Raw genomic sequence first — 21,523 nt, 5'->3', positions numbered from 1 at the left:
TATCGTGACCGCATGGGCGTCATCGGCGAACTGTTCCCGGGCAACAAACTGGCCCACGACGGCAGCGAAGACGGAGACGGGCAGACACATACTCCCCGATTCGACATCGATCTCGACACCGGAGTGGTGCGGCTGCCTCGCGCATCCGATCCAGCCGCCGACAAGCGACCAGACAGCGGACCGCGAGAAGCGTAGGCCCGCGTCCAGACGGTACCGCTGTGGTCCACCACAGCGCTTCCTGATTCGACTCGGGCAGAGAATATCTCGCCGATCGCACCGATCGCCGTGGGCGGCCGCCACCGGGGAAGGCCATGAATCACCCTTCGGCAAGATCCTCTCCGGCGCAGGCCTCCGGCGCATCGATCTCGATGCAGGGGACCGGAGCACGCGTCGGCAGATAACTCGGCGCCACACCACCCCGGCGAATCAACCGGCTGTACACGTCCACCGCATCCGTCGGCCGACGGGCCAACGTCGGATCGGTCAGCACATCAACCGTGTACAGGCCGAACCGCGGCGCATAGGAACCCCACTCGTAGTTATCGGTGAGACTCCAATAGTTGTAGCCGATCACGTTCATCCCATCGGCCTTCGCGCGCTGCAACCAATACACCGTGTCCCGCAGATGATCGGCACGGGTATAGCCGTCCGGCCGAACCTGCCCGTTCTCCGTCGGCAGCCCATTCTCCACCACATACAACGGACGATCCGGAAACTGACGCGCGTAATGCCGCAAAGCGTAGTAGACACCCTCCGGGTGCACCGGCAACTCCCACATCGGGACACCGCCCGCCGAACCGCCTTGCGCCGACTCCCCGGTCTGCGGCAGCGGAGCGAAATAGTAATCAACCCCGATGAAGTCCAGTTTCGCCGAAATTCGATCGACAATCGGCTGATTGACCTCCGCCTCCGCACCCGCGACATAGCCCAGATTGCTGGTCACCATCGCGTCCGGACGATACCGATGAATGTCGTCGTAGATCTCGTTGTGCGCCTGCGCGATCCGATCGAGCATCGCCGGCGCCTCCTCGACACTGATCCCACCCGTACGCAACTCGGTGCCGACATACGCGGCGGGCTCGTTGAACGTCACCCACAACGGCTTGCGTGAGGCATACCGTTGCACCACCTTGCGCATATTCACCAGCCAGTCCTGCACCATGCCCGGATTGCGCCACCCGCCGCGATCCGACGCCCATCCCGGATACACCCAGTGATCCAAGGTCAGCATCGGCCGCATCCCCGCCGCCACAATCCGGTCGATCACACTGTCATAGAAACCGAATGCCGCCTCGTCCCAAGTATCCGGCGCCGGCTGCAACCGCGCCCACTCGAGGCCCACCCGGTACACCCGCACCCCGAGCCGCGCCGCCAGCTCGATGTCGGTGATGTAGCGGCTCGCGAAGTCCACCGAGTCGCGATACGGATCGGCTGTCGCACCCGAGGCGATGTAGCGCGACCAGTTGCTGTCCGGCGCCTGGCCTTCGGACTGAAACCCCGATGACGCCACACCCCACAAAAAGTCCGGCGCGAGCGCCATCACTTCCGGAGGCGCCTGAGCAGTGGAGACGCCTGACACCATCAGCATCGACGCTACGGCCGACAGCGCGGCCGACCCGCGTCGGGACCTGGGTGTACGCATCGCCGAAGCGTAACTGGCTGGTTGCTGTGTTCTCGTGCAGAAATCTGCGTGTCGCCGATCGCGAAACCGACACGATCCGCTCACCCCGCGCGTCCTTGCGAAACGCCGCAAACCACCACAGCCGCGAAACAATTGACCGCGCACATCCGCCGCCGATCGAGCAGACTTGCCGGGGTGACCAGATACGCATTCGATGCCGACCGCGCCGCCCTCGTCGCCACCTGGGCCACCGGACGAGGTGACCTCGCCCAAACGGTGGCGATACTGCCCCCGCAGGCGACCGAAGACCAGGCTACCGATCTGGCGTCGAACCTGACTACGCTGTCGCGTTTCCAGTGGCGCACCTACACCCATCCGGCCAGCGCCGCCGGCGACCCCGACGTCCCCAATAGCGAGGCATGGCGGCGCGCCGATGAACGAAGGAACTTCAAAGAAGTCGAAGCAGGGCTGCGCAGCCCCAACTTACCCACCGGTGAAGGCCTCCTCGTCTCCTACAGCGGAGTCATCGAATCCGCCCACCGCATCGGACGAACGCTGCACGCCATCGACGACGACATCCTGCGCGACACCCTCATCGCCGAAGTACGCGCGGAACAGGAAGCCATCGAATCCGCCGAACGCGGCGACCTCTCCGGCCGCGCCCGGCAAGCCGTCGAACTGTCCCGCCCCGACGTGTCCCCGGCCCAGGTCCACGCCGCCGACGCACTCCTGCGTGCCGATCCGCTCGGCACCACCGAACTGTTCACCGAACTCGACCCGGCCTCCGCTTCTGTCGCCGCCGCACACTGGCTGTACGCCGCGGCTGAGGTCGCCGGCGAGGCCGCGAGCATACCCACCACCGATGTCGTCGCCGAAGCCGACGACATCGAAGCAATCCAAGTCGACACTCCCACCCTCGTCCTCGAACGGCTCGCCGCCGGCGACACCCCCACCGAGGTTGTCCTCGACCTGATCGCCGAAGCGATTGCCGTGCACGAAGGCCGGGTCCCGGCACCGTGGAGTCTCGTCGCCCGGGTCGCCGAAATCGAAGCGCAAGCGCACCGATTCGGCGTCGACGCCGACACGCGCGAGGCGATGCTCACCGGCTTCCGGATCAGCCGCCTCGACCCCGCGCGCCCCGCCCTCGACCTCCTGGAAGACCTCCTCGACGGCATCCGCGGCTGCCTGCTGGTCTATACCGCGCACACCGTCGGCGACGAACCCGAATCCCGGTTCGCCGCCGATGTCCGTCTCGAAGCCGACGCCGACCCCGAAGATCTCCTCTAGCGCCGCGTTGGGGCATACACCCGCGATGCCCCGTCCGACCGGGACCAGCGGCTACGGCACCCGCGACACAGCGATCGCCGACTCGGTAAGGCTGCCCAGATACAGCACGCCGTCCTGCTCGACCACGCCGGTCACCATCGAGTAGGCAGTGCCTTCGGTTTGCAGATCATGCACGACCTTGCCGTCGAAATCGACCGCCATCACCCACACCGTCCGCGCCGGCTTCGGCTGCATCCATCCCGGCAGCGCCCACACGATACGTCGCAAAATGCCCGGTAGTGGTAGTAGGCGGTCCAGCAGTGGATTTCGTGGCGACGGCAGCGTGATCCACACCGAGTTGTCGCTGCCGAGACCCATATTGTCCGGGAATCCGGGCAGGTTCTCGATCAGCTGGTCCTGCGTCCCCGCCTGCGGGCCGGTCAGCCAGTAGCGAGTCACCCGGTAGCCGCCGGTCTCGGCGACCAGCACGCAGGAGCGATCGGGCGCCAGGACGACGCCGTTGGCGAACTGAAGGTCGTCGATCAGCGTCTCCACCGTGCCCGACGGATCGCGGCGGAAGAGGCGACCCGTGCCCGAGTGCTCCAGGATGTCGCCCATGTACTCGGCGAGGGAGTACCGACGCGACGACGCCGAGAAGTAGATCGTGCCGTCGGCATCGCGAACGACATTGCTGGCGAACCGGAGACGCTCACCGCCGAACTCGTCGACCAGCACCGTGATCTTGCCGGTGGGGTCCAACTCCAGCAGTCCGCGCTCGAAATCGCAGATCAGTACGCGGCCGTCGGCGTCGGCGTGCAGGCCGAGCGGACGGCCGCCGGTGTTCGCGAGCTCGCGCACGTCGCCGGTCGCTGGGTCGACGCTGAGAATCGCGCCGTCCTCCGTGCCGGCCACGATCCTGCCGTCGGGGGAGCGCACCACGTCCTCCGGGCCTATCCCGGGCAGCTCGAGCCTTCTGATCTCGGGAAGAGGTGGAACGCTGCAGGTTTGACGGGCGCGGAGCGGCGGAGGCGGTGGCGTCCAGCGTTGTGGCTGCATCGTCGAGGCGAGCATGGGATCAGGGTAGCCGGGGAGTGCGGAGTTCTCCCGAGAAAAACGACGCGAGTAGGAGAGGGCTGTTCTGGTCGCGCAAGGTGGCACCTCCAGTGGTAGTGGCAACCGGCAGCGGTGGAAAATTAACATGTCCTTACGTAGATATGCGCATTAACGAATGTATTTCATCACATCGTACAAACAACCCGCTCACCGCACTCTTCGGACAAGCACAGACGCCGGGGGAGCCGAGCCCGGACTGGGTTCTCGTCACGGAAACGCCGCGCGAAAGCTGAGCCGGGCCCACCTCGTTGCGATCGTCTCGGCGACCCTTTCGGCGGCGGAGCGGAAGCGATTCCATGCCGGTCAGGGCTGGTGGGTGATGGTGTACCAGAGGATGGCGAGGGTACCGAGCGTGAAAAGCGGGGACACGATCCAGATTTCGAGCTTGTTGCCGGTTCGATCGATGACCGGGAATCTGACGCGGAGCTCGAACGGCCAGAACAGGCGGCAACCGCGGTCGGTGAGGCAGTCACCGATCAAGTGCGCCAGCGCGCCCAATCCGACCGCGAAGGGCAGCCAGACCGGCTTGTCGGCGATCCAATGCTCCATCGTGAAGGTGCCGCCGGTGGCGAGCACCACGATCGGCCCCCAGGATTTGAAGCCGTTGCCGGACGGGCACAGGTGGAGTGCGCGTACGGCCAGGGCCAGCAGAAAGAAGACGAGGCTCAGAGTGAACCAGCGGCCGAGCCAGTGCTCGCCGGCCCAGGTTCCGTACGCAGCAGCCGCGACGAACGCGAAAGAATGCGTAGCGTGGCGATGCCCGCCCGAGATCCAGGAAATGAGCCGGCACGCGGTATGCGTAATCGGGCCCAACGCATGTGCGATCGTGCCGTCGGGGTGATCCGCATCCGGGAGCAGCGCGGCGCCCGCCGTGAGAAACACTCCCAGTAGCAGATCCACCGTCCCGAGCTGCCCCGTGGCATTCTGCAGGGCCGGAAAGGTCAGTACCGAAACCGGCAGTGTCGCTGCCGCCGCCGACCAAGCCAGCGCACCGCTGGTCGCATGTGAATGTCCGAGCATCGCTCGAACATTAGTTCAGCTATCTATTCCGATGCGAATGCCGTTGTGCGGTAGAACAAGCTGAGGCTTCTACGGGGGAGTCGAGTTGCTCACCTGCGATCAGCTTCATGCCCTTGGCGTTTGCGGCCTGCGCATCGACCGCATGTGATACCAGAGTGCATGGCATCCGGACTGGATCGCCGCATCTGCTAATCATCTCGATACGTAAATCTGCGCATGTATGCATGTAATGAAATATAACCCTCAGAAACATGACAATCACACAAAAAACCGCACATAAGACCGGGCAGCCCGTTACCTTCAACTGCGAGGCTGCCAGCGCCTGCAGCAGTACCGATCCGGTTCGAGGCAGGGGAGAAGCGGTTCGTTGCCGAGGCTACGGTTCTACCTTCATGCCGAACCAACCGCGCACGTGGTAGTCGTGTCTGAGGCCATCAGCGGTGCCCGAATGCGGAGTCGGCACCGGCGCGCAGCTGAGACAGCGGCCAGCCAGACGATACCGACGAGTCTGCGTCAGGCGGGGGGCAGCCCACCGAGGGTCGCGATGAACCGCTCGCTGATCTCCACCTGTCGTGCCGGATCGAATGTCTCGCGCGTCAGCACGCCCATCACCTGCATGCCCATCAACGAGGTCAGCAGGGCGTCGGTCTCGAGTGCGGTGTCGACGTCGGCGTCGATCTCGCCGGCGGTCCGGGCGTCGTCGAGGAAGCCGGCGATGCGGGTGCGCCAGGCGTCCATCACGTCGGTGTTGAGTTGCGCCATCGCCGGGTCGTACATGGCGCGCTGCCACAGGGTGGTGGCGAGTCGCGCTTCGAGGAGCGTCTCGTCGGTCAAAGGCATGACCTCGCGGCAGAAGATCCGCAGGCCCACGAGGCCGCGGGCGTCGCCGATCAGGTGGGCCACTCGCTCGTTCGTGGCCTGGTAGATGTGTGCGAACGCGAACCGCAGCAGCTCGTCCTTGCCCGCGAAGTAGGTGGCCAGGGCGCCGTTGGCGTAGCCCGCTTCCTCGGCGATCGTCCGCATGCTGACCGCGGACAGCCCACGTGTCGCGATCAGCCGCCATACGACGGCGGCGATCTCACGGCGGCGCTCGTCGTGATCGACGATCTTGGGCACAGCGGGCTACCTCCCAGGTTGATCGGGGGACGAGTAGACGCTACCCACTCGTCCCCCGACTGCGCACCCGGGCTACCGGCGTCAGCGCTGGTACGCCTTGGTTCCCTGGAACCAGGTCTGCTCGACGACGGTGCCGTGAGTGGTGTCACAGCCGGCACCTCGAACAGGTTGCGGTCCAGGACCATGTAGTCGGCTCGAATCTCCTTGGAATTGAGCTATCTGGGGCTTTGACGATGTGAAGATCTGTGCGTTGCGATCACGAGTCGTGATCCAGAGCATGGTCAGGGCGAACACACATTCCGCGAACGCCAAGCCGAGCGATGCGCTCATCGCGGGATCAGACGAGGACATCGAGATGTCGACGACACCGACCGCGTGGGCGTGTGTGCCGTGCACGTGGTCCCCGGTGAGGTGTGCGCCGATCATGACGCTGGACATCGCGGCGGTCAGCGCCCACGCCGGGGGAGCGGCTCTGTGGGAACTCATGCGCACCAGGTGGACACCGCAGGCGACGCACGCCACGGCCATCGCCGCGACGCCGGCCTGCCGGGCCACGCCGATGTCGTGGATCATCGTGAGGTGCGCCGCGGCCGACACCGCGGACAGAACCAGCGCGAACAGTGCCGCGAGCCGGTGGCCTGCGTGCGGTTCCCGGCGGTCAGCCGTTGCCGTGACCATGGCAGTGGCTCGCGCTGGTCGGCGGAATGTTCATGACCGGGCAGCGGTCGTTGAAGTTGTAGGGCTTCAAGGTGAATCCCGCGTAGTCGGTGGGCATGATCGGCCAGTCCTCGGTCCGCGGGAAGTGGGTGATGCCGAAGGTGTGCCAGAGCACGATGTCCTGCCCGTCGACGTCCCGGTCGGCGGAGAGATAGGCCGGCAGCCCGCTGACTCCCGAGCTCTGGTTCACGAAATCGCCTGCGGCATAACGCTCGTGCACGTCGTACCGACTGACCCACACTTGGTTCGTGGTGAACGCCGCGCGGGTGGCGATCGAGGAGGCCGGGTCGGCGAGCAGTGTCGGATTCTGCTGCGCGTGCAGCGCGTAGGACGGATGATGGCCCATCCGTCCGGTCTTCTCGGTGTTGACGACATGCCACGTGCGGCCGGACTCGGCGTTCGCGCGGCGCACTCCCTCGGACTCGCGGGTGATCCTGGTCCTGCGGGCGGTGAAGGCGTTGCCCCACGGATTTCCCTCGCCCATCGGCACACTCACGGCGTCCACCTCCTCGACCCCGTTGGCGATACCGTCGACCATCATGTCCAGTCGGGCGCTGAACAGGTGCTGGTGGTAGGGGAGCCCGAGGCCCGGGGCGACGAGGCTCTGGTAGTCCGAACCCTCCTCCGGATATGCCGCGGTGAACGCCATCCCGGTCAGCTTCGCCTCGAGCTCGATGGTGCCGTCGAGGTAGAGGTACCAATAGAACCCGTAGTCGTAGTTGCCGACCGTGGTGAAGAAGCTGATCACCAGGCGACGTTGACGCCGGACCTCACTGGTGCCGGTGAAGATGTCGGTGTGCTTCCACAGCGTGCCGTAGTCCTCCTCGTGCATGCAGATCGCGTTGGTGATGGTGCGGGGGCTGCCCTGCTCGTCGGCGAGAACCGCGTCGAAGTAGTGGATTTCGCCGAGGCAGTCGCAACCGAGTCGCAGGGAGTTCGCGTAGCGTCCGTACACGTATTCACCGGTGTCGAAGTAGTTCTGCCAGTAGCGATTCGGTGACGGATCGCCGTACGGAACCACCATCTCGTTGATGGATGCGCGGTAGAGGACGCTGCGCCCCTGGTACTCGAGATTGCGCAGGACGAGCCCCTCGCGGGCGTCGAAGGAGATGTCCAGCGACCAGTTGGTCCAGTCGATGTGCTCACCCGTCACCGTGAAGCTCGGACCCTGCGGCTGGGTGATCTCGATCGGTTTCAGTCCGGCGAGGGGTGCTCCGGCGACCTCCGGGGTGTCGAAGTTCGCCGATTCGGTGGGCACCTCGAACAGGCGGTAATCGATGATGTCGACGATCTCCCGGTTGATGGTGTCGACGTAGGCGCACAGTCCGTCGACGGGGTGCGCCCACGGCAGATCCTTCTCGTGGTCCTGGACGAAGGCGAAGGACCGGATAATGCGGCGGCCCTTCTCGTTCGGGTTGTCGTAGGTGCCTGCGGAGAGTGGGACCGAGACGGTCTTCGCGGGATCGACGCCACGCTTGCGCAGCGCCTCGGCCCACTGCGGGTCACTCGCGAGGAACTCGGCGACGATCCCGAACTCCTCGTCGAGAATCGGCAGTTGCCCGACCTCCTGATCGACGGGTGCGCTGGACGTCACCGAGCGCTGCGGCAGCGAGACGACGTTGTCGGTGGCGGCGCCGGTCGCGAGGTCCAGCAACATCACCCGGACGTGTCGCTCGGGCGCTGGGGCGTCGCCCTTCGCGTGAGCGAGCACGTCGGCCTTGTCGGGCTCCTCGAGGCCGACGTAGACGAAGCGGGTGGAGGTGGTGACGAGAGCTGCGTCGACGAGGACCTCCCTCGCCAGGACGATCTCCTCCGCGGTGAGACTTCCGAGCACGTCGCTGGTGGTGTCGGGCGGGTTCGTGGCGGTCATGGCGCTCCTCGAGATGTTATCCGCGCTCGGTACGATGCACCCGAACTGAAACTCTACGTTAGTAGAAAAAAACTGGACTGTGAGCGCTTCGGCCGAATTGCACGACGTAACAACTTCGTTTCGCTCGAAGCTTCGATCACATTCGCTGCCACCGATCGTGCGCGGGGTCGTCTGCAGTCGGCGCGAAGCTTTGGCGGGCCCGGCAACGTAGCACTCCGGCATTTGGTTGCGCTCGATCAAGGTCATCAGCGTCCAATATGGGGTTCGGCACCAAGACCACACCCGACGGGCGCCGATCCTCGCCGGGCAGGCGGTTGTACCCGTACCGAGTAAATCGCCTCCGCGATGGTATCGACGGCCTGAAGCTCGGGGAAGTACCTGCCCGACCAGCTAGTTTACATAATATGGATTATCGGCGTAAATTTCGGGTGGTCTGCGGGGTGCTACGCGTTGTGTTGATCAGAAAAAATTGACAGCAATCCGGGGTTCTGGGGTGAGTCTGCTTGTGTTTGCCCCCCGCAGTCCTGGCCTTCTGTCTCCGTGTGTTCGTCCGTTTGAACCAAGGTGCTCGGCGACCTTTCGATGGCAGGATCTTTGCGGTATCGGAGATCTTTGCGCGTGCGAGTTTTGCGAAGGTTCGGGTCGCTCAGGCCGCTGCGAATCCGCTGGGTGCCACTTCCCCTCCTCCCCCTCCCTTCCGCCACTGCATCGAAACGTCACAGTGACATAAATCGGCGGACGGGCCGGCCCCCGATCCGTGGGAGCCCGCGTCGAGCACCGGAGGTGTCACGGCGCGGATCCCGCCGCGCTGCGCGTCCGGACCCGTGACTTGGTGACGGACGCCGCGGCGCTGTCGGCGCGGGAGGTCTCCCACCTGCGCGTGCAGCCGTCTGCCCCCACGGGGTGTCGCGGTCGGGACCTCGACGACTCTTCCTACCGCGGTCAGGAGGTGGGTTTGTGTACCCGGTTGCCGTGGAATTGCAGCAATGCCGTGAGGGTTTGCTCGGGGGCTTCCAGTTGTGGGTAGTGGCCGATGCGCTGCAGTTCCACCACGTCGGGGTCGGGGATCAGCTGGCGGTAGCGGCGCACCATGTGCGCGCCGGAGACCGGGTCGGTGAGTCCGTCGACGATCCGGATCGGTACGGGGGCCTGTTGCAGGGCGCCCACCCAGCGCTGCCGGTGCGCGCGGCGCTCGGCCATGTAGCGGATCAGCTTGTGGCCATTGCGTTTGCCGTGCTTGCTACACCACAGTAACCAGAATTGGTGGAGTTCGGCGTCGGCGGGTTTGGTGTCGGGCCCGAACACCGCGGCCAGGCTGCGGTGGAAGGTGTGCTCGGTGCCGAGCATGCTGATGAGCGGTCCGAGTGGGCCGGCCAGTAGCCGCTGGATCAGTCGCGGGTGGTGCGCTTCGGGGAACAGGCCGCCGTTGAGCAGGCACACCGATTCCAGCACCAGCGACTCGTCGCCGGCGGCGCGGCGTTCGGCGTCCCGGGCGAGCAGTTCCTGGGCGACGGTGTCGCCGTAGTCGTGGGCGAGGATGTGGAATCGGTGGATGCCCTGCTCGCGGAGCAGGTTCTCATGAATGTCGGCCTGGTCGGTGATGCGGTAGTCGTAGTGGCGTGGTTTCGCCGACCACCCGAAGCCGATCATGTCGAGCGCGATGACCCGTGCGAAGTGTTCGCACAGACTGGGCCAGATCCGGTGCCAGTCCCAGGACGCGGTGGGGAATCCGTGGATGCACACCAGGGTCCCCTCCGTGCCGCCGCCGCCGTCGCGCCAGAAGATTTGGTGGCCGCGATGCGTGAAGCGCCGTCCGTTCGCCCGCCAGGCGGTGAACTCCTCCATGTCTACCTCCTCGTCGCCGACATGCATGGTGTGTGGGTGCCCGGACCCAGTAGTTCAGTCGGCCATACGCGTGTCGGGTGCCGCGCGGGCCATGTGCCGATCGTGCGCTCTGCGAGAATTCCACCGTGGATGTCGCGATCGGCTTGGTTGTGCTGGTTGCGTCGGCGGCCGCGTTGGCGGCGCTGGCGCGTCGGCTCGGGATTTCCGGGCCGTTGGTGCTGACGCTGGCCGGGGTGGCGGCGTCGTATCTGCCGTTCGTGCCGGAGATCCACTTGGAGCCGCAGATCATTCTGCTCGGTTTCCTGCCTCCTTTGTTGTATACGGCCGCGATTCGCACGTCGCTGGTGGATTTCCGGGCGAACGCAGGCACCATCGCGTGGCTGTCGGTGGGGCTGGTGTTGTTCACGACGTTCGCGGTGGCGGTGGTGGTGTGGTGGTTGCTGCCGGTGCCGGTCGCGGTCGCGGTCGCGTTGGGGGCGGTGGTGGCTCCGCCGGACGCGGTGGCTGCGACGGCTGTGGCGCGCCGGGTCGGGATGCCGCGGCGGATCGTCACGATCCTGGAAGACGAGTCGCTGTTCAACGACGCCACCGCGCTGGTGGCGTTGCGGACGGCGCTGACCGCGACCGCGGGGACGGTGTCGGTGTGGCAAGCCGGTGGTGATCTGGTGTTGGCGGCGGGTGGCGGCGCGGCGATCGGGATCGTCGTGGCCGCTGTGCTGGCTATGCTGCGCCGGCGCATCACCGATCCGGTGCTGGATACGACGTTGTCGTTTCTGGCGCCTTTTGTGGCGTATCTGCCTGCCGAGGGCATCCACGCGTCGGGCGTGATCGCGGTGGTCACCTGCGGCATGATTCTGGGGCACAACGCGCCCGTGTGGCAGAGTGCGGCGTCGCGGATCGCCGAGCGCATCAATTGGCGGACCATCCAGTTCATTCTGGAGAGCGCGGTGTTCGTCCTGATCGGGTTGCAGGTGCATGCGATTGTGGAGGGCGCGTGGGGCAGCGGGCTGGATCATCGGACGCTGCTGCTCGCGGCGCTGGGGGTGTTGGCGGCGACGATGATTGCCCGTCCGGTGTGGGTGTTCGGCTCGTCGCTGGTGTCACGCAGCCTCGGGATGGGCGGCGCGGTGCCGCTGAGTCAGTTGGTCGTGGTGTCGTGGGCGGGGATGCGTGGCGTAGTGACGCTGGCGGCGGTGTTGCTGTTGCCGCCGGACACTCCGCAGTTGCCGGTGTTGAAGCTGCTGGCGCTGGTGGTGGTCGCGGGAACGTTGCTGCTGCAAGGCACGTCGTTGCCGTGGCTGGTGCGGTGGCTGCGGCTGCGTGGTCCCAGTCGCGCCGAGGACGCGCTGCAGAAGGCCAATGTGATGCAGCAGTCGACTGCGGCGGGTTTGGCTGTGCTCGAGGCGCAAGCGACGCCCGATACACCGCCCGGGGTGGTGGAGATGTTGCGTGATCGCGTCACGTGGAAGGCCAACGCGGCGTGGGAGCGGCTCGGGCGGGCCGAGTCGGAACTGGTGACGCCGACCGCGGAGTATCGGCGGCTGCGGTTGGAGATGTTGCGCGCTGAACGGGAAACTGTTTTGCGGGTGCGCGATTCGGGCACGGTGGATTACGAGATCCTGCAATACGTGCTGGCGCGGTTGGATTTGGAAGAGTCGATCATCGATCGCTACGACGAGACGGAGGAAGAGCGGGGCGAACCGCTGGCGGCGCCGCCGTCCGAGGAGACTTGTGCGCATTTGCGTTCCGCGCCGTTGGTGCGTTCGCACGCCGGGCCTGACGAATGCGCCGAATGTGTCGCGGAAGGGCAAGCGTGGGTGCATCTGCGGATGTGTTTGTCGTGCGGGCACGTCGCCTGTTGCGATTCGTCGCCGGGTAACCACGCGACCGGGCACTACGTCGGTAGCGGGCACCCGGTGATGTGCAGTGTGGAACCGGGCGAGGCGTGGCGGTGGTGTTATGTCGATGAGCTACTCGGGTAGCGAGCGGGGTTCAGCGCTGGGCATGGGAGTAGATCAGGCGTGCGAACTCAGCCAGCAGTCCGTCCAGGGACAGGTCTTCGCCGCCCGCGGTGATCTGCTGGTAGCCGACGAGCATTGCCATGCCCAGGGAGGTGACCACGGCGGCGGTTTCGTCGTCACCGACGACTCCTTTGATCGCTTTGTGTACGGTGCGCCTGCGGGAGTCGTCGACGCGTTTGAGTGCGAGATTGACCGATTCGTCGTTGGCGGCCCAGGCGCGGATCGCGGCTTCGGCGGTGTGGTGCAGTCCGGCGGCGAGGTCGGACATGGCGCGGATGTCATTGTCCGGGTTGCCCTGGTTGAACGGCATCGTCTCCAGGATGCGCACCTGGCGGTTCTCCCAGTGGTCGAGTAAGGCGTCGACGAATCCCTGCCAGCTGCCGAAGTGGTGGTAGAACGATCCGCTGGTGACGCCGAGCCGACGACACAGTACGCCGATGTTCAGGCCCTTGAAGCCGAATTCGGCGAGCACCTCCAAGCCGGTGTCGAAGTACTGCTCTTTGGTGACCACACGTGACATTCGCGGCGCCGTTCTCTTCGTTCGGGCGGGGGTCAGGGACCGAACAGTACCCCATCGTGGCGTCCGGCCGGGTGGCGCCGGGCGATGTACCGGTGCGTATATCCCCGCGATAGGGGTGCCCGGTTGCCAGCTGAAATTGCTGGCGCCGGTGCGCGATCGGTCTTATGAGCGCCGCGGTGTTCGCCGAGCCGGAATTCGGTGCAGGCGAGCCGGTTCGGGTGGTGTGTGGCCCCAACAGCCCGAGTCCAGGATTCTCGTGCATGTGAGCACTTCGGCACGGACCCTGAGTACGGTCAGGTGGTTGACCCGGAAATTGTTGCCACGAATGCGTTTACAGGTGGATGCCCAGTAGCGCGTCGGCGGCGCTGGTGATCAGGGTGGGGGCTTCGTTGTCCTGGCCGCCGTAGTCGATGGCCTGACGGGCCCAGTTGTCCACGGCGTCGAGCGCTTTGGGTGTGTCCAGATCGTCGGCCAGATGCCGGCGCAGCCGCGCGATCGTGTCGGTGGCCGAGGGGCCCGTCGTCAGCGCGGTGGCTTCGCGCCAGAGGTGCAGACGGTGTTGCGCCTGCTCGAGCAGCGTGTCGGTCCACATCCGGTCCTGGCGGTAGTGACCGGCCAGCAGGGCGAGACGGATCGCGCCGGGGTCGACGCCGTCGCGGCGCAGCGCCGAGACCAGTACCAGGTTGCCCCGGGACTTCGACATCTTCTCCCCGTCCAACCCGATCAGACCGGCGTGCACGTAGTGGCGGGCGAAACGTCGGCCCGCGATCAGCGATTCGGTGTGCGCGGCGGAGTATTCGTGGTGCGGGTAGATCAGGTCGCTGCCGCCGCCCTGAATATCGAATTCCGGGCCGAGGCGGTTGACCGCGATCGCCGAACACTCGATGTGCCAGCCGGGTCTGCCGGTGCCGAACGGGGCGGTCCAAGACGGTTCGCCGGGACGGGCCGCGCGCCATAGCAGCGCGTCGATGGTGTCGCGTTTGCCCGGACGGTCCGGGTCGCCGCCGCGTTCGGCGAACAGCCGTTCCATGGTGGGACGGTCGTAGCCGGATTCGTAACCGAACTGCTCGGTGGCGTCGGCACGGAAGTAGACGTCCGGGTATTGGGGGTCGTCGACGATGTAAGCGGCACCCGACGCCAGCAGCTTCTGCACGAATTCGACGACTTCGTCGACGGATTCGATGGCGCCCACGTATTCGCGGGGCGGCACGACCCGCAGCGCGGACATGTCCTGGCGGAACAGATCGGTCTCCGCGGCGCCGAGTTCGCGCCAGTCCACGCCGTCGCGTTCGGCGCGTTCGAACAGCGGGTCGTCGACGTCGGTGACGTTCTGCACGTAGTGCACGTCGTGGCCTGCGTCGCGCCACAACCGGTTGACCAGGTCGAAGGTCAGGTAGGTGGCGGCGTGTCCGAGATGGGTGGCGTCGTACGGGGTGATCCCGCAGACGTACATGGTGGCGGTAGTGCCGGGGGTGACCGGCCGGATCAGTCGGTCTGCGGTGTCGTGCAACCGCAACGGCGGTCCTGCTCCGGGGACGGCGGGGATGGCGGGGGCGGACCAGGACTGCATGGTATGAGGGTAAAGGGGTGGTCGAGGGCATCCGCAGCCGCCCCTGGCCTCGACGTCGGCCGGCGGGTGCGGAAACCCCTCGTGACCTGCGCTTTCCAGCAAATCGTGGGATGTCAAGATTTTGGGTTTGGCTGAATCACCTGTCGCGGCGGGTGGGATCGGTGATGGTGTCGGCTCAGAAGGCGGGCCACGGGATGGGACGTGCGGTGCGCGGGACCGGCATCACCGGGTTGTCGAGCACGTCTTGGGTGCGATCGATGAGCGCGTCGATCTCGGCGTCGGTGATGTGTTCGCTCAGTGCGTCGGCGAACACGCCCGGCAACTGTTTGGCGAATGCGGTGATGTCCGCGATCAGGCCGTCGTCGATGGGTTGGCCGGCCCAGCCCCACAGCACGGTGCGCAGTTTGTGCTCGGTGTGCAGGCAGATGCCGTGGTCGACGCCGTACACCTGACCGTCCACGCCTTCCAGCGCGTGACCGCCTTTGCGGTCGGCGTTGTTGAGCAGGATGTCCAGCACCGCCACGCGCTGCAACCGGGGATCGTCGGCGTGGATCAGTGACACTTCGTTGCCGTCTTGGTCCAGTGCGCGCAGCACCTCACGGAATCCATCGGGTACTGTGCCGGCGGGGCACAGGTCGATCAGGTCGAGTCGGTCGCCGCGGTCGGTGTGGTTGTCCACGCCGTCGACCCAGCGTTGCACCATACCGAGCCCGAAAGGACCGTCACGCAGGATGGTTTCGGGGATGATTCCCCAGCCGAGGGCCTCGGAGATCAGATACGACGCCACCTCTCGTCCGGCCAGGGTGCCGTCGGGAAAGTCCCACAGCGGTTGTTCGCCGCGGATCGGTTTGTAAACCACGCGCAGCGGCGGCTGCTGCACCTCGCCGTCGAGCACATCGCAGACCAGGGTCACGTTGCTGGCTGTGTTCACCCGCCCGATCACCGTCAGCTCGCCGCTGCGGAATCGGTCCCCGGCCTCGGTCACCGAATCACTCCTCCAGTTCGGCCGCGCCGAAGATGTCGCCGCGTTTGTAGCCGTTGGTGCGCACGCACATGTGCCCGCGCGCCGACAGCGGCTCGCCGCACAGCGGGCACGGCGGCCGGCCCGCCGCGATCACCCGGGTGGAGCGCAGCGCGAATTCGCGGGCCTGGATCGGGGTGAGGAACACCCGCACCGCATCGGGTCCTTCCTCGGTGTCGTCGAGCACCACCGACTCGTCGACCTCGGTTTCGGTGATCGCCAGCAGTTCCACCACCACCGCACCCGCATCGGCGTCCCAGCCGAGGCCCATGGTGCCGACACGGAACTCGGCGTCGATCGGGGTGACCAGCGGCGCGTTGTCGCTGACGTCCTCGGCCTGCGGCGGCACCTCCGCGCCGAAGCGGCGCGCGACCTCGTCCAGCAGCAGACCCATCCGGTCGGCGAGCACCTTCACCTGCTGCTTCTCCAGCAGCACGCTGACTATGCGCGGATCCTGCACGGCCTGCAGATAGAACGCGCGATCGCCCGGCTCACCGACGGTCCCGGCGACGAAACGATCGGGGGTGCGGAATACATGGATTGCGCGTGACACATGCACCTCCTGATACGTGACCTTGATCGACTACCCGCGGCGCGCGGATTCCATACACCGACTGTTCGGTTGTTCACAAGGAATCTCGGCGCTCCGCATTCCCATTATCCGCACTTCCCGCGGCACCGAGCTCGCCGCCGGGAACTGGACCGGCGGCTACGGTGTCCGGCGCTGCCGACGCGGCGCCCGCGGGTTGCCCGCCAGCGGCGGCGAGGGCGGACAGATCGGCGCCGGTGTCGTTCATCCGCCACACATACGGCGCGGTCGGGGTGTAGCGGATGACGCTGATGGAGGCGGGTTCGACCATGATCCGCTGGAAGCCGTCGAGGTGGATGCCGAGCGCGTCGGCGAGCACCGCTTTGATCACGTCGCCGTGCGTGCACGCCACCCACAGTGCGTCGTGGCCGTGGTGCTCGGCCAGTGCGCGGTCGTGGTCGCGGATCGCGGCGACTGCGCGGGTCTGTACCTGGGCCAGGCCCTCCCCGCCGGGGAACACCGCACCGGAGGCATGTCGCTGCACGACTTTCCACAGCGGTTCGGTCAGCAGTTCGGCGATCGGGCGGCCGGTCCAGTCGCCGTAGTCGACCTCGATGAGCCGGTCGTCGAACACCGGATCCAGCCCGAACTTTTCCGCCAGCGGCGCCACCGTGCGCTGGCAGCGCAGCAGCGGGGAATGCACAATGCGTTCGATCGGCAGCTCGGCCAGTCGTTGGGCCACGGTCCGCGCCTGCTCTTCGCCGCGCTCGGTGAGCTCGACGCCGGTGCTGCGACCGGCCAGGGTGCGGGCAGTGTTCGACGTCGACACACCGTGTCGCAACAGGATCACCGTCATGCGGTCAGCCTAGCGATCATGTCGCCGGGACCACGCCTGCCGCCAGCAGGCCCATGATGATCAGGCCCAGCACGATGCGGTAGCCGACGAACCAGCCCAGCGAATGCTTGCCGACGAACTTCAGCAGCCACGCCACCGAGGCGTAGCCGACGACGAACGCCACAATCGTCGCGACCAGCAGCTGCGCCCCGCTGGCATTGAGTCCCTCCCCTGCCGGTTGGAATGCGTCGGGCAGGCTGAACAGGCCTGAGGCGGTCACCGCGGGAATGGCGAGCAGGAACGAGAACCGCACGGCCGCTTCGCGCTCCAGGCCGAGGAACAGGCCGGCGGTCGCGGTCGCACCCGAACGCGACACGCCCGGGATCAACGCCAGGCATTGGGCGAAGCCCATGATCAGCCCGTCGCGGGTGGTCAGCTGCTCGAGTGGACGGATCTTGCGCCCGTAGTACTCACCGGCGGCGATGACCAGCGCGAACGCGATCAGCATGAACGACACCAGCCACAGATTGCGGGCGCTGGTGCGGATGTGGTCCTTGAACAGGAAGCCCAGCACCCCGATCGGGATGGTCGCGATGATGACGTACCAGCCGATGCGGTAGTCGAGTTCGCGCTGGGTCTGCTGGTCGAGCACGCGTGTGTGTTCGGCGGTGATGACCGGAAGTTTCGTGGTGGGCTGATCGTGCAGTGGCAGCTCCTGCCGGTCGCGTGGGCTCACCCGTTCGCGCAGACCCGCGAACCAGGCCAACACGATCCGCCAGATGTCCTTGGCGAAGTACACCAGTACCGCGGTCTCGGTGCCGAGCTGGGTGACCGCGGTGAACGACGCGCCCGCGTCGTCGCCGAAGAAGACCGCCGACACGATGCGTAGATGCGCCGAAGAGGAGACCGGCAGAAACTCCGTGAGCCCCTGCACCAGACCGAGCACCAACGCCTGCACCCAGGTCATCGACTCGCCAACCACGAACCAGCCTCCGCTTCCGCCCGAAATGCCTGCTGTTACCTGGGCAATGTTTCGGCGGTCTGTCGCGTCGTCGTGACCACCGCCGCAATCACGCAGCGACAGTACAGTGTCCGGGCTGCGGCGGCTTGCCCGGCCGTTGTCGCTGCCGCCGTCGCGTGCGAGAAGTGCGACCCACTGCGCTGGTGAGCGTCCAGTTGCGTAGGCACACTCTAGGCTTGACGCCGTGACGATTGCGTGGGCACGGTGATGGAACAGCGGACGGTCGGCCGCAGCGGCCTGCGGGTGTCGCGGATAGGACTGGCGACCCACACCTGGGGTGCGCATACCGATGCCGACACCGCGGCAGTGCAGTTGGTGGCGTTCGCCGAAGCCGGCGGAACGCTGGTCGACACCTCCCCCGCTTACGCGGGCGGGGCGGCGCAGCGGATCCTGGCCGAACTGCTCGGTGATCTGGTCTCGCGTGACGATCTGGTGCTCAGCGGCTGCGCGGGGGTCGCGCCGCGGATCGCGGCCGCACCGGGGGGATCTGCTGTGCCCGCGCCGGAGCCGGTGCGTCCGGAGGTGGATACCTCGCGCCGTTCGCTGCTGCGCCAACTCGATCGGACGCTGCTCGAGCTGGGCACCGACTACCTCGACATCTGGCATGTGGCCGCCTGGGATCCGGCGACGCCGTTGGACGAGGTCGCCGCGACCGTCGAATACGCGGTCCGTTCGGGGCGGGTCCGCTATGCGGGGGTGCGGGGTTTCAACGCCTGGCAGGTCGCCAGTCTCGCGGCGGTCGCGCCGGTCACTGTCGCGCAGACTCCGTACTCGTTGCTCACGCGTGAGACCGAAACCGATTTCGTTCCGGCGGCCCGGCATCATGGTGTCGGTGTGATCGCTACGGCGCCGCTGGCCGGGGGCATCCTCACCGGCAAGTATCGCGACGGGGTGCCCGCCGATTCGCGGGGCGCGGATGAGGCGACCGCCGCCGAGATCCGGCACCGGCTCGATGAGCACGCCACCCGGGTGGTCGAGGCGCTGGTGACCGCGGCCGACGGTCTGGCGACCTCGCCGCTGGCTGTCGCGTTGGCCTGGATCCGCGAGCGGCCCGGTATCGCGAGCATGATCGTCGGCGCCCGCGATATCGGGCAGCTCACCGGCGTGCTGGCAGCGGAGACGCTGGAGTTGCCGCGGGCGATCGCGGCCGCCTTGGACGACGTCAGTGCACGCACCGAGTGACAGAGATTAGCCTTACCTGCATGAGCGCGCGAACCAGGAACACAGCCCGGTATCCGCTCGTGCCCAGCGCCGGCGAGGCGCGGGCATGAGCGCTGCGGTGGCCTCGGCCGGATGGGGGAACCGGGTCCGCGGGGTGTGGTGGCGGGCGGTTGTGGCTCTGCTCGCGGTGACCCTGCTGGCCGGGGTGACTGCGTGCGGCGGCGGCGCGGATTCACGCGGTGGGCGCGGGCCGGCGACGGCGACCCTCACCGATCTGGATCCGGTGCCGGTCGGGCCGGAGCCTACGCCGACGTTGCCGGTGCGGGTGCGTTCGTTCGACGGGGGCGAAGTCACCGTCACCGATGCGAGCCGCATCATCGCGGTGGACCGTTACGGCACCCTGGCCCAGATCGTCTACGCGCTCGGGTTGGGGTCGAAGCTGGTGGGGCGCAGTACCTCTGCGGGGTTTCCGGCCGTGCGTGGTGTGCCGAATGTGGCCGGCGGCAATGGGTCGCTGAATGTGGAATCGGTGTTGGCGCTGCGGCCTTCGGTGTTCTTGACCGACACCACCAGTGCCGCGCCTGCGGTGCGGGAGCAGTTGCGTGCGGCTGGTGTGACAGTCGTCTATTTCGACCCGCAGCGCACGATGGATGGGGTGGTGCCGCAGATCGAAGCGGTCGCGGGCGCGTTGGGGGTGCCCGAGCGGGGGCAGGCGCTGGCGCAGCGTACCCGTGCCGAGATCGTCGCGGCCGGCGCCGCGGTGCCCGCTCCGCAGCCGCCGTTGACCATCGCGTTCCTGTATCTGCGTTCCACGGCGATCACGATGCTCGCCGGGCCGGGGTCGGGTGCGGATGCGTTGATCGCGGCGCTGGGTGCGCGGGACGCGGGCACGGCGGCGGGGCTGAAGGAGCCGTTCACCGCGATCACCAGTGAGGCGATGATCGGTGCGGCGCCGGATGTGTTGCTGGTGATGTCGGACGGGCTGACGTCCGTCGGCGGCGTCGAGGGGTTGCAGAAGGTGCCCGGCATCGCCCAGACTCCGGCTGGGCGCAGCCGGCGGGTGGTGGACATGTCCGATGCGGTGCTGCTGAGTTTCGGGCCGAACACCGGCCGGGTGATCGCGGCGCTGAGTCAGGCCGTATACGGCACCGGGCAGGCATGAGCGTTACAGCGACGGCGCGACAGGTTTCTCCCGCGCCGCGGTCACGGCGGCGTTCGCAGGTGCTGGTCGTGTTCGTGGTCGCGGTCGCCGGGTTGGTGGTGCTGGCGCTGGTGTCGGCGGCGATCGGGCAGGTGCCCACTACCCCGGGCGAGGTGGCGGGCAGTGTGCTGCACCGGGTCGGGCTGGATCTCGGGCCGATGCCGGCGCATCCCTCGGGGGAAGTGACGTTGTGGCAGGTGCGTTTCCCGCGGGTGGTGTTGGCGGTGCTGGTGGGTGCGGCGTTGGCGACAGCGGGTGCGTTGTTGCAGGGGGTGTTCGCCAATCCGCTGGCCGAGCCCGGTGTGATCGGAGTGTCGGCCGGTGCGGCGGTCGGGGCGGGCACGGTGATCGTGGTGGGTGGGGCGTTCGTGGCGGCGTGGTCGGTGGCCGCGGCCGCGTTCGTGGCGGGTCTGGCGACCACGTTGCTGGTGTACGTGTTGGCGCGCGCGAACGGCCGCACGGAGGTCGTGACGTTGGTGCTGACCGGTGTCGCGATCAATGCCTTCGCGGGTGGGGTGATCGCGCTGCTGTTGTTCGTGGCCTCCCCCGCGGCCCGCGACCAGATCGTGTTCTGGCAATTGGGGTCGCTCAACGGTGCCACCTGGGAATCCGTCGGCGTGGTGGCGCCGCTCACCGCTGTGGGCGTGGCGGCGGCGGTGTTGCTGGCGCCGCGGCTGGATTTGCTGGCGCTCGGTGAGTCCGCTGCTCGTCATCTCGGTGTCGACGTGGAGCGGCTGCGCCGGAACGTGATCGTGGTCGTCGCGGTCCTGGCCACCGCCGGTGTCGCGTTCACCGGAATCATCCTGTTCGTCGGGTTGATCGTTCCGCATCTGGTGCGCATGCTGGTCGGTCCCGGCCATCGTGTCCTCATCCCGCTCAGCGCCATCGTCGGGGCGGTGGTGCTGCTGGCCGCCGATGTCACCGCCCGTTCGCTGGTCGACAATGCCGATCTGCCGCTGGGTATGCTCACCTCGCTCATCGGCGGCCCGGTCTTCTTCTGGCTGCTGCGCCGCACCCGAGCCCGCTCCGGAGGCTGGGGGTGACCGCCCGCCGCTTCGGCCGAGGAGCAGGTGGCT

19 protein-coding genes are annotated in these 21,523 nt (G+C 67.0%); 6 read left to right on the top strand and 13 right to left on the bottom strand.

The window, feature by feature from the left end; all coding sequences use genetic code 11:
• The first annotated feature begins 12 nt into the window (after positions 1 to 12).
• Positions 13 to 195, top strand: a complete 183-nt coding sequence (locus ACT86A_RS13680; RefSeq protein ID WP_445092472.1) for a hypothetical protein — start codon at positions 13 to 15, stop codon at positions 193 to 195.
• 121 nt (positions 196 to 316) lie between these two features.
• On the opposite strand, the gene ACT86A_RS13675 is transcribed toward ACT86A_RS13680, so the two are convergent.
• Positions 317 to 1,642: a family 1 glycosylhydrolase gene (locus tag ACT86A_RS13675; RefSeq protein ID WP_445092471.1), complete on the bottom strand. Its 1,326-nt coding sequence runs from the start codon at positions 1,640 to 1,642 to the stop codon at positions 317 to 319.
• A gap of 174 nt (positions 1,643 to 1,816) precedes the next feature.
• On the opposite strand from ACT86A_RS13675, the gene ACT86A_RS13670 reads away from it, so the two are divergent.
• Positions 1,817 to 2,908: a hypothetical protein gene (locus ACT86A_RS13670; protein ID WP_445092470.1), complete on the top strand. Its 1,092-nt coding sequence runs from the start codon at positions 1,817 to 1,819 to the stop codon at positions 2,906 to 2,908.
• 51 nt (positions 2,909 to 2,959) lie between these two features.
• Here ACT86A_RS13670 and ACT86A_RS13665 read toward each other — a convergent pair whose 3' ends face one another.
• From ACT86A_RS13665 to ACT86A_RS13640, 6 genes are all read right to left on the bottom strand, one after another.
• On the bottom strand, positions 2,960 to 3,943 hold the full coding sequence (locus ACT86A_RS13665; protein ID WP_445092575.1) for an SMP-30/gluconolactonase/LRE family protein: 984 nt from the start codon (positions 3,941 to 3,943) through the stop codon (positions 2,960 to 2,962).
• Positions 3,944 to 4,303: 360 nt separating this feature from the next.
• Positions 4,304 to 5,020 carry a metal-dependent hydrolase gene (locus ACT86A_RS13660; RefSeq protein ID WP_445092469.1) on the bottom strand — a complete coding sequence of 239 codons (717 nt, stop codon included), beginning with the start codon at positions 5,018 to 5,020 and terminating at the stop codon, positions 4,304 to 4,306.
• Positions 5,021 to 5,533: 513 nt separating this feature from the next.
• Positions 5,534 to 6,136, bottom strand: coding sequence for a TetR/AcrR family transcriptional regulator (locus tag ACT86A_RS13655; protein ID WP_445092468.1), 603 nt, complete (start codon positions 6,134 to 6,136; stop codon positions 5,534 to 5,536).
• 81 nt (positions 6,137 to 6,217) lie between these two features.
• A complete protein-coding gene (locus ACT86A_RS13650) occupies positions 6,218 to 6,814 on the bottom strand; it encodes a hypothetical protein (RefSeq protein WP_445092467.1) in 597 nt (198 codons plus the stop codon).
• Positions 6,795 to 8,723, bottom strand: a complete 1,929-nt coding sequence (locus ACT86A_RS13645) for a primary-amine oxidase (protein ID WP_445092466.1) — start codon at positions 8,721 to 8,723, stop codon at positions 6,795 to 6,797. Before ACT86A_RS13645 ends, ACT86A_RS13650 begins: the two co-directional genes overlap by 20 nt.
• A 942-nt stretch (positions 8,724 to 9,665) precedes the next feature.
• The gene (locus ACT86A_RS13640; protein ID WP_445092465.1) at positions 9,666 to 10,568 is read right to left on the bottom strand and encodes an alpha/beta fold hydrolase; all 903 of its coding nucleotides are present in this window, start codon (positions 10,566 to 10,568) and stop codon (positions 9,666 to 9,668) included.
• A 125-nt stretch (positions 10,569 to 10,693) separates the two neighbouring features.
• Here ACT86A_RS13640 and ACT86A_RS13635 point away from each other — a divergent pair, with 125 nt between their 5' ends.
• Complete coding sequence (locus tag ACT86A_RS13635; RefSeq protein WP_445092464.1) at positions 10,694 to 12,550, top strand: Na+/H+ antiporter; 1,857 nt, start codon at positions 10,694 to 10,696, stop codon at positions 12,548 to 12,550.
• A 10-nt stretch (positions 12,551 to 12,560) separates the two neighbouring features.
• Here the strand turns inward: ACT86A_RS13635 and ACT86A_RS13630 are convergent, their stop codons facing one another.
• The 6 genes from ACT86A_RS13630 to ACT86A_RS13605 all read right to left on the bottom strand — a co-directional run bounded on the left by ACT86A_RS13630 (position 12,561) and on the right by ACT86A_RS13605 (position 18,031).
• The gene (locus tag ACT86A_RS13630) at positions 12,561 to 13,109 is read right to left on the bottom strand and encodes a TetR/AcrR family transcriptional regulator (protein WP_445092463.1); all 549 of its coding nucleotides are present in this window, start codon (positions 13,107 to 13,109) and stop codon (positions 12,561 to 12,563) included.
• 331 nt (positions 13,110 to 13,440) lie between these two features.
• Positions 13,441 to 14,679 carry a cysteine--1-D-myo-inosityl 2-amino-2-deoxy-alpha-D-glucopyranoside ligase gene (mshC, locus tag ACT86A_RS13625; protein WP_445092462.1) on the bottom strand — a complete coding sequence of 413 codons (1,239 nt, stop codon included), beginning with the start codon at positions 14,677 to 14,679 and terminating at the stop codon, positions 13,441 to 13,443.
• Between the two features lie 175 nt (positions 14,680 to 14,854).
• Positions 14,855 to 15,664 carry an SCO1664 family protein gene (locus tag ACT86A_RS13620; protein ID WP_445092461.1) on the bottom strand — a complete coding sequence of 270 codons (810 nt, stop codon included), beginning with the start codon at positions 15,662 to 15,664 and terminating at the stop codon, positions 14,855 to 14,857.
• A 4-nt stretch (positions 15,665 to 15,668) separates the two neighbouring features.
• A complete protein-coding gene (locus tag ACT86A_RS13615) occupies positions 15,669 to 16,253 on the bottom strand; it encodes a DUF3090 domain-containing protein (RefSeq protein ID WP_445092460.1) in 585 nt (194 codons plus the stop codon).
• A 73-nt stretch (positions 16,254 to 16,326) separates the two neighbouring features.
• The gene (locus ACT86A_RS13610; protein ID WP_445092459.1) at positions 16,327 to 17,085 is read right to left on the bottom strand and encodes a histidine phosphatase family protein; all 759 of its coding nucleotides are present in this window, start codon (positions 17,083 to 17,085) and stop codon (positions 16,327 to 16,329) included.
• 16 nt (positions 17,086 to 17,101) lie between these two features.
• Positions 17,102 to 18,031 (bottom strand): undecaprenyl-diphosphate phosphatase, encoded by a 930-nt coding sequence (locus ACT86A_RS13605; RefSeq protein ID WP_445092574.1) that lies wholly within the window; start codon positions 18,029 to 18,031, stop codon positions 17,102 to 17,104.
• Between the two features lie 261 nt (positions 18,032 to 18,292).
• Here ACT86A_RS13605 and ACT86A_RS13600 point away from each other — a divergent pair, with 261 nt between their 5' ends.
• The 3 genes from ACT86A_RS13600 to ACT86A_RS13590 all read left to right on the top strand — a co-directional run bounded on the left by ACT86A_RS13600 (position 18,293) and on the right by ACT86A_RS13590 (position 21,490).
• Positions 18,293 to 19,267 carry an aldo/keto reductase gene (locus ACT86A_RS13600; RefSeq protein ID WP_445092458.1) on the top strand — a complete coding sequence of 325 codons (975 nt, stop codon included), beginning with the start codon at positions 18,293 to 18,295 and terminating at the stop codon, positions 19,265 to 19,267.
• Positions 19,268 to 19,352: 85 nt separating this feature from the next.
• The gene (locus tag ACT86A_RS13595) at positions 19,353 to 20,408 is read left to right on the top strand and encodes a heme/hemin ABC transporter substrate-binding protein (RefSeq protein ID WP_445092457.1); all 1,056 of its coding nucleotides are present in this window, start codon (positions 19,353 to 19,355) and stop codon (positions 20,406 to 20,408) included.
• On the top strand, positions 20,405 to 21,490 hold the full coding sequence (locus tag ACT86A_RS13590; RefSeq protein ID WP_445092456.1) for a FecCD family ABC transporter permease: 1,086 nt from the start codon (positions 20,405 to 20,407) through the stop codon (positions 21,488 to 21,490). Before ACT86A_RS13595 ends, ACT86A_RS13590 begins: the two co-directional genes overlap by 4 nt.
• The last annotated feature ends 33 nt before the right edge of the window (positions 21,491 to 21,523 follow it).

Source organism: Nocardia glycosmidis (assembly GCF_052545115.1).
This window is presented reverse-complemented; position numbering and strand designations above follow the sequence as displayed.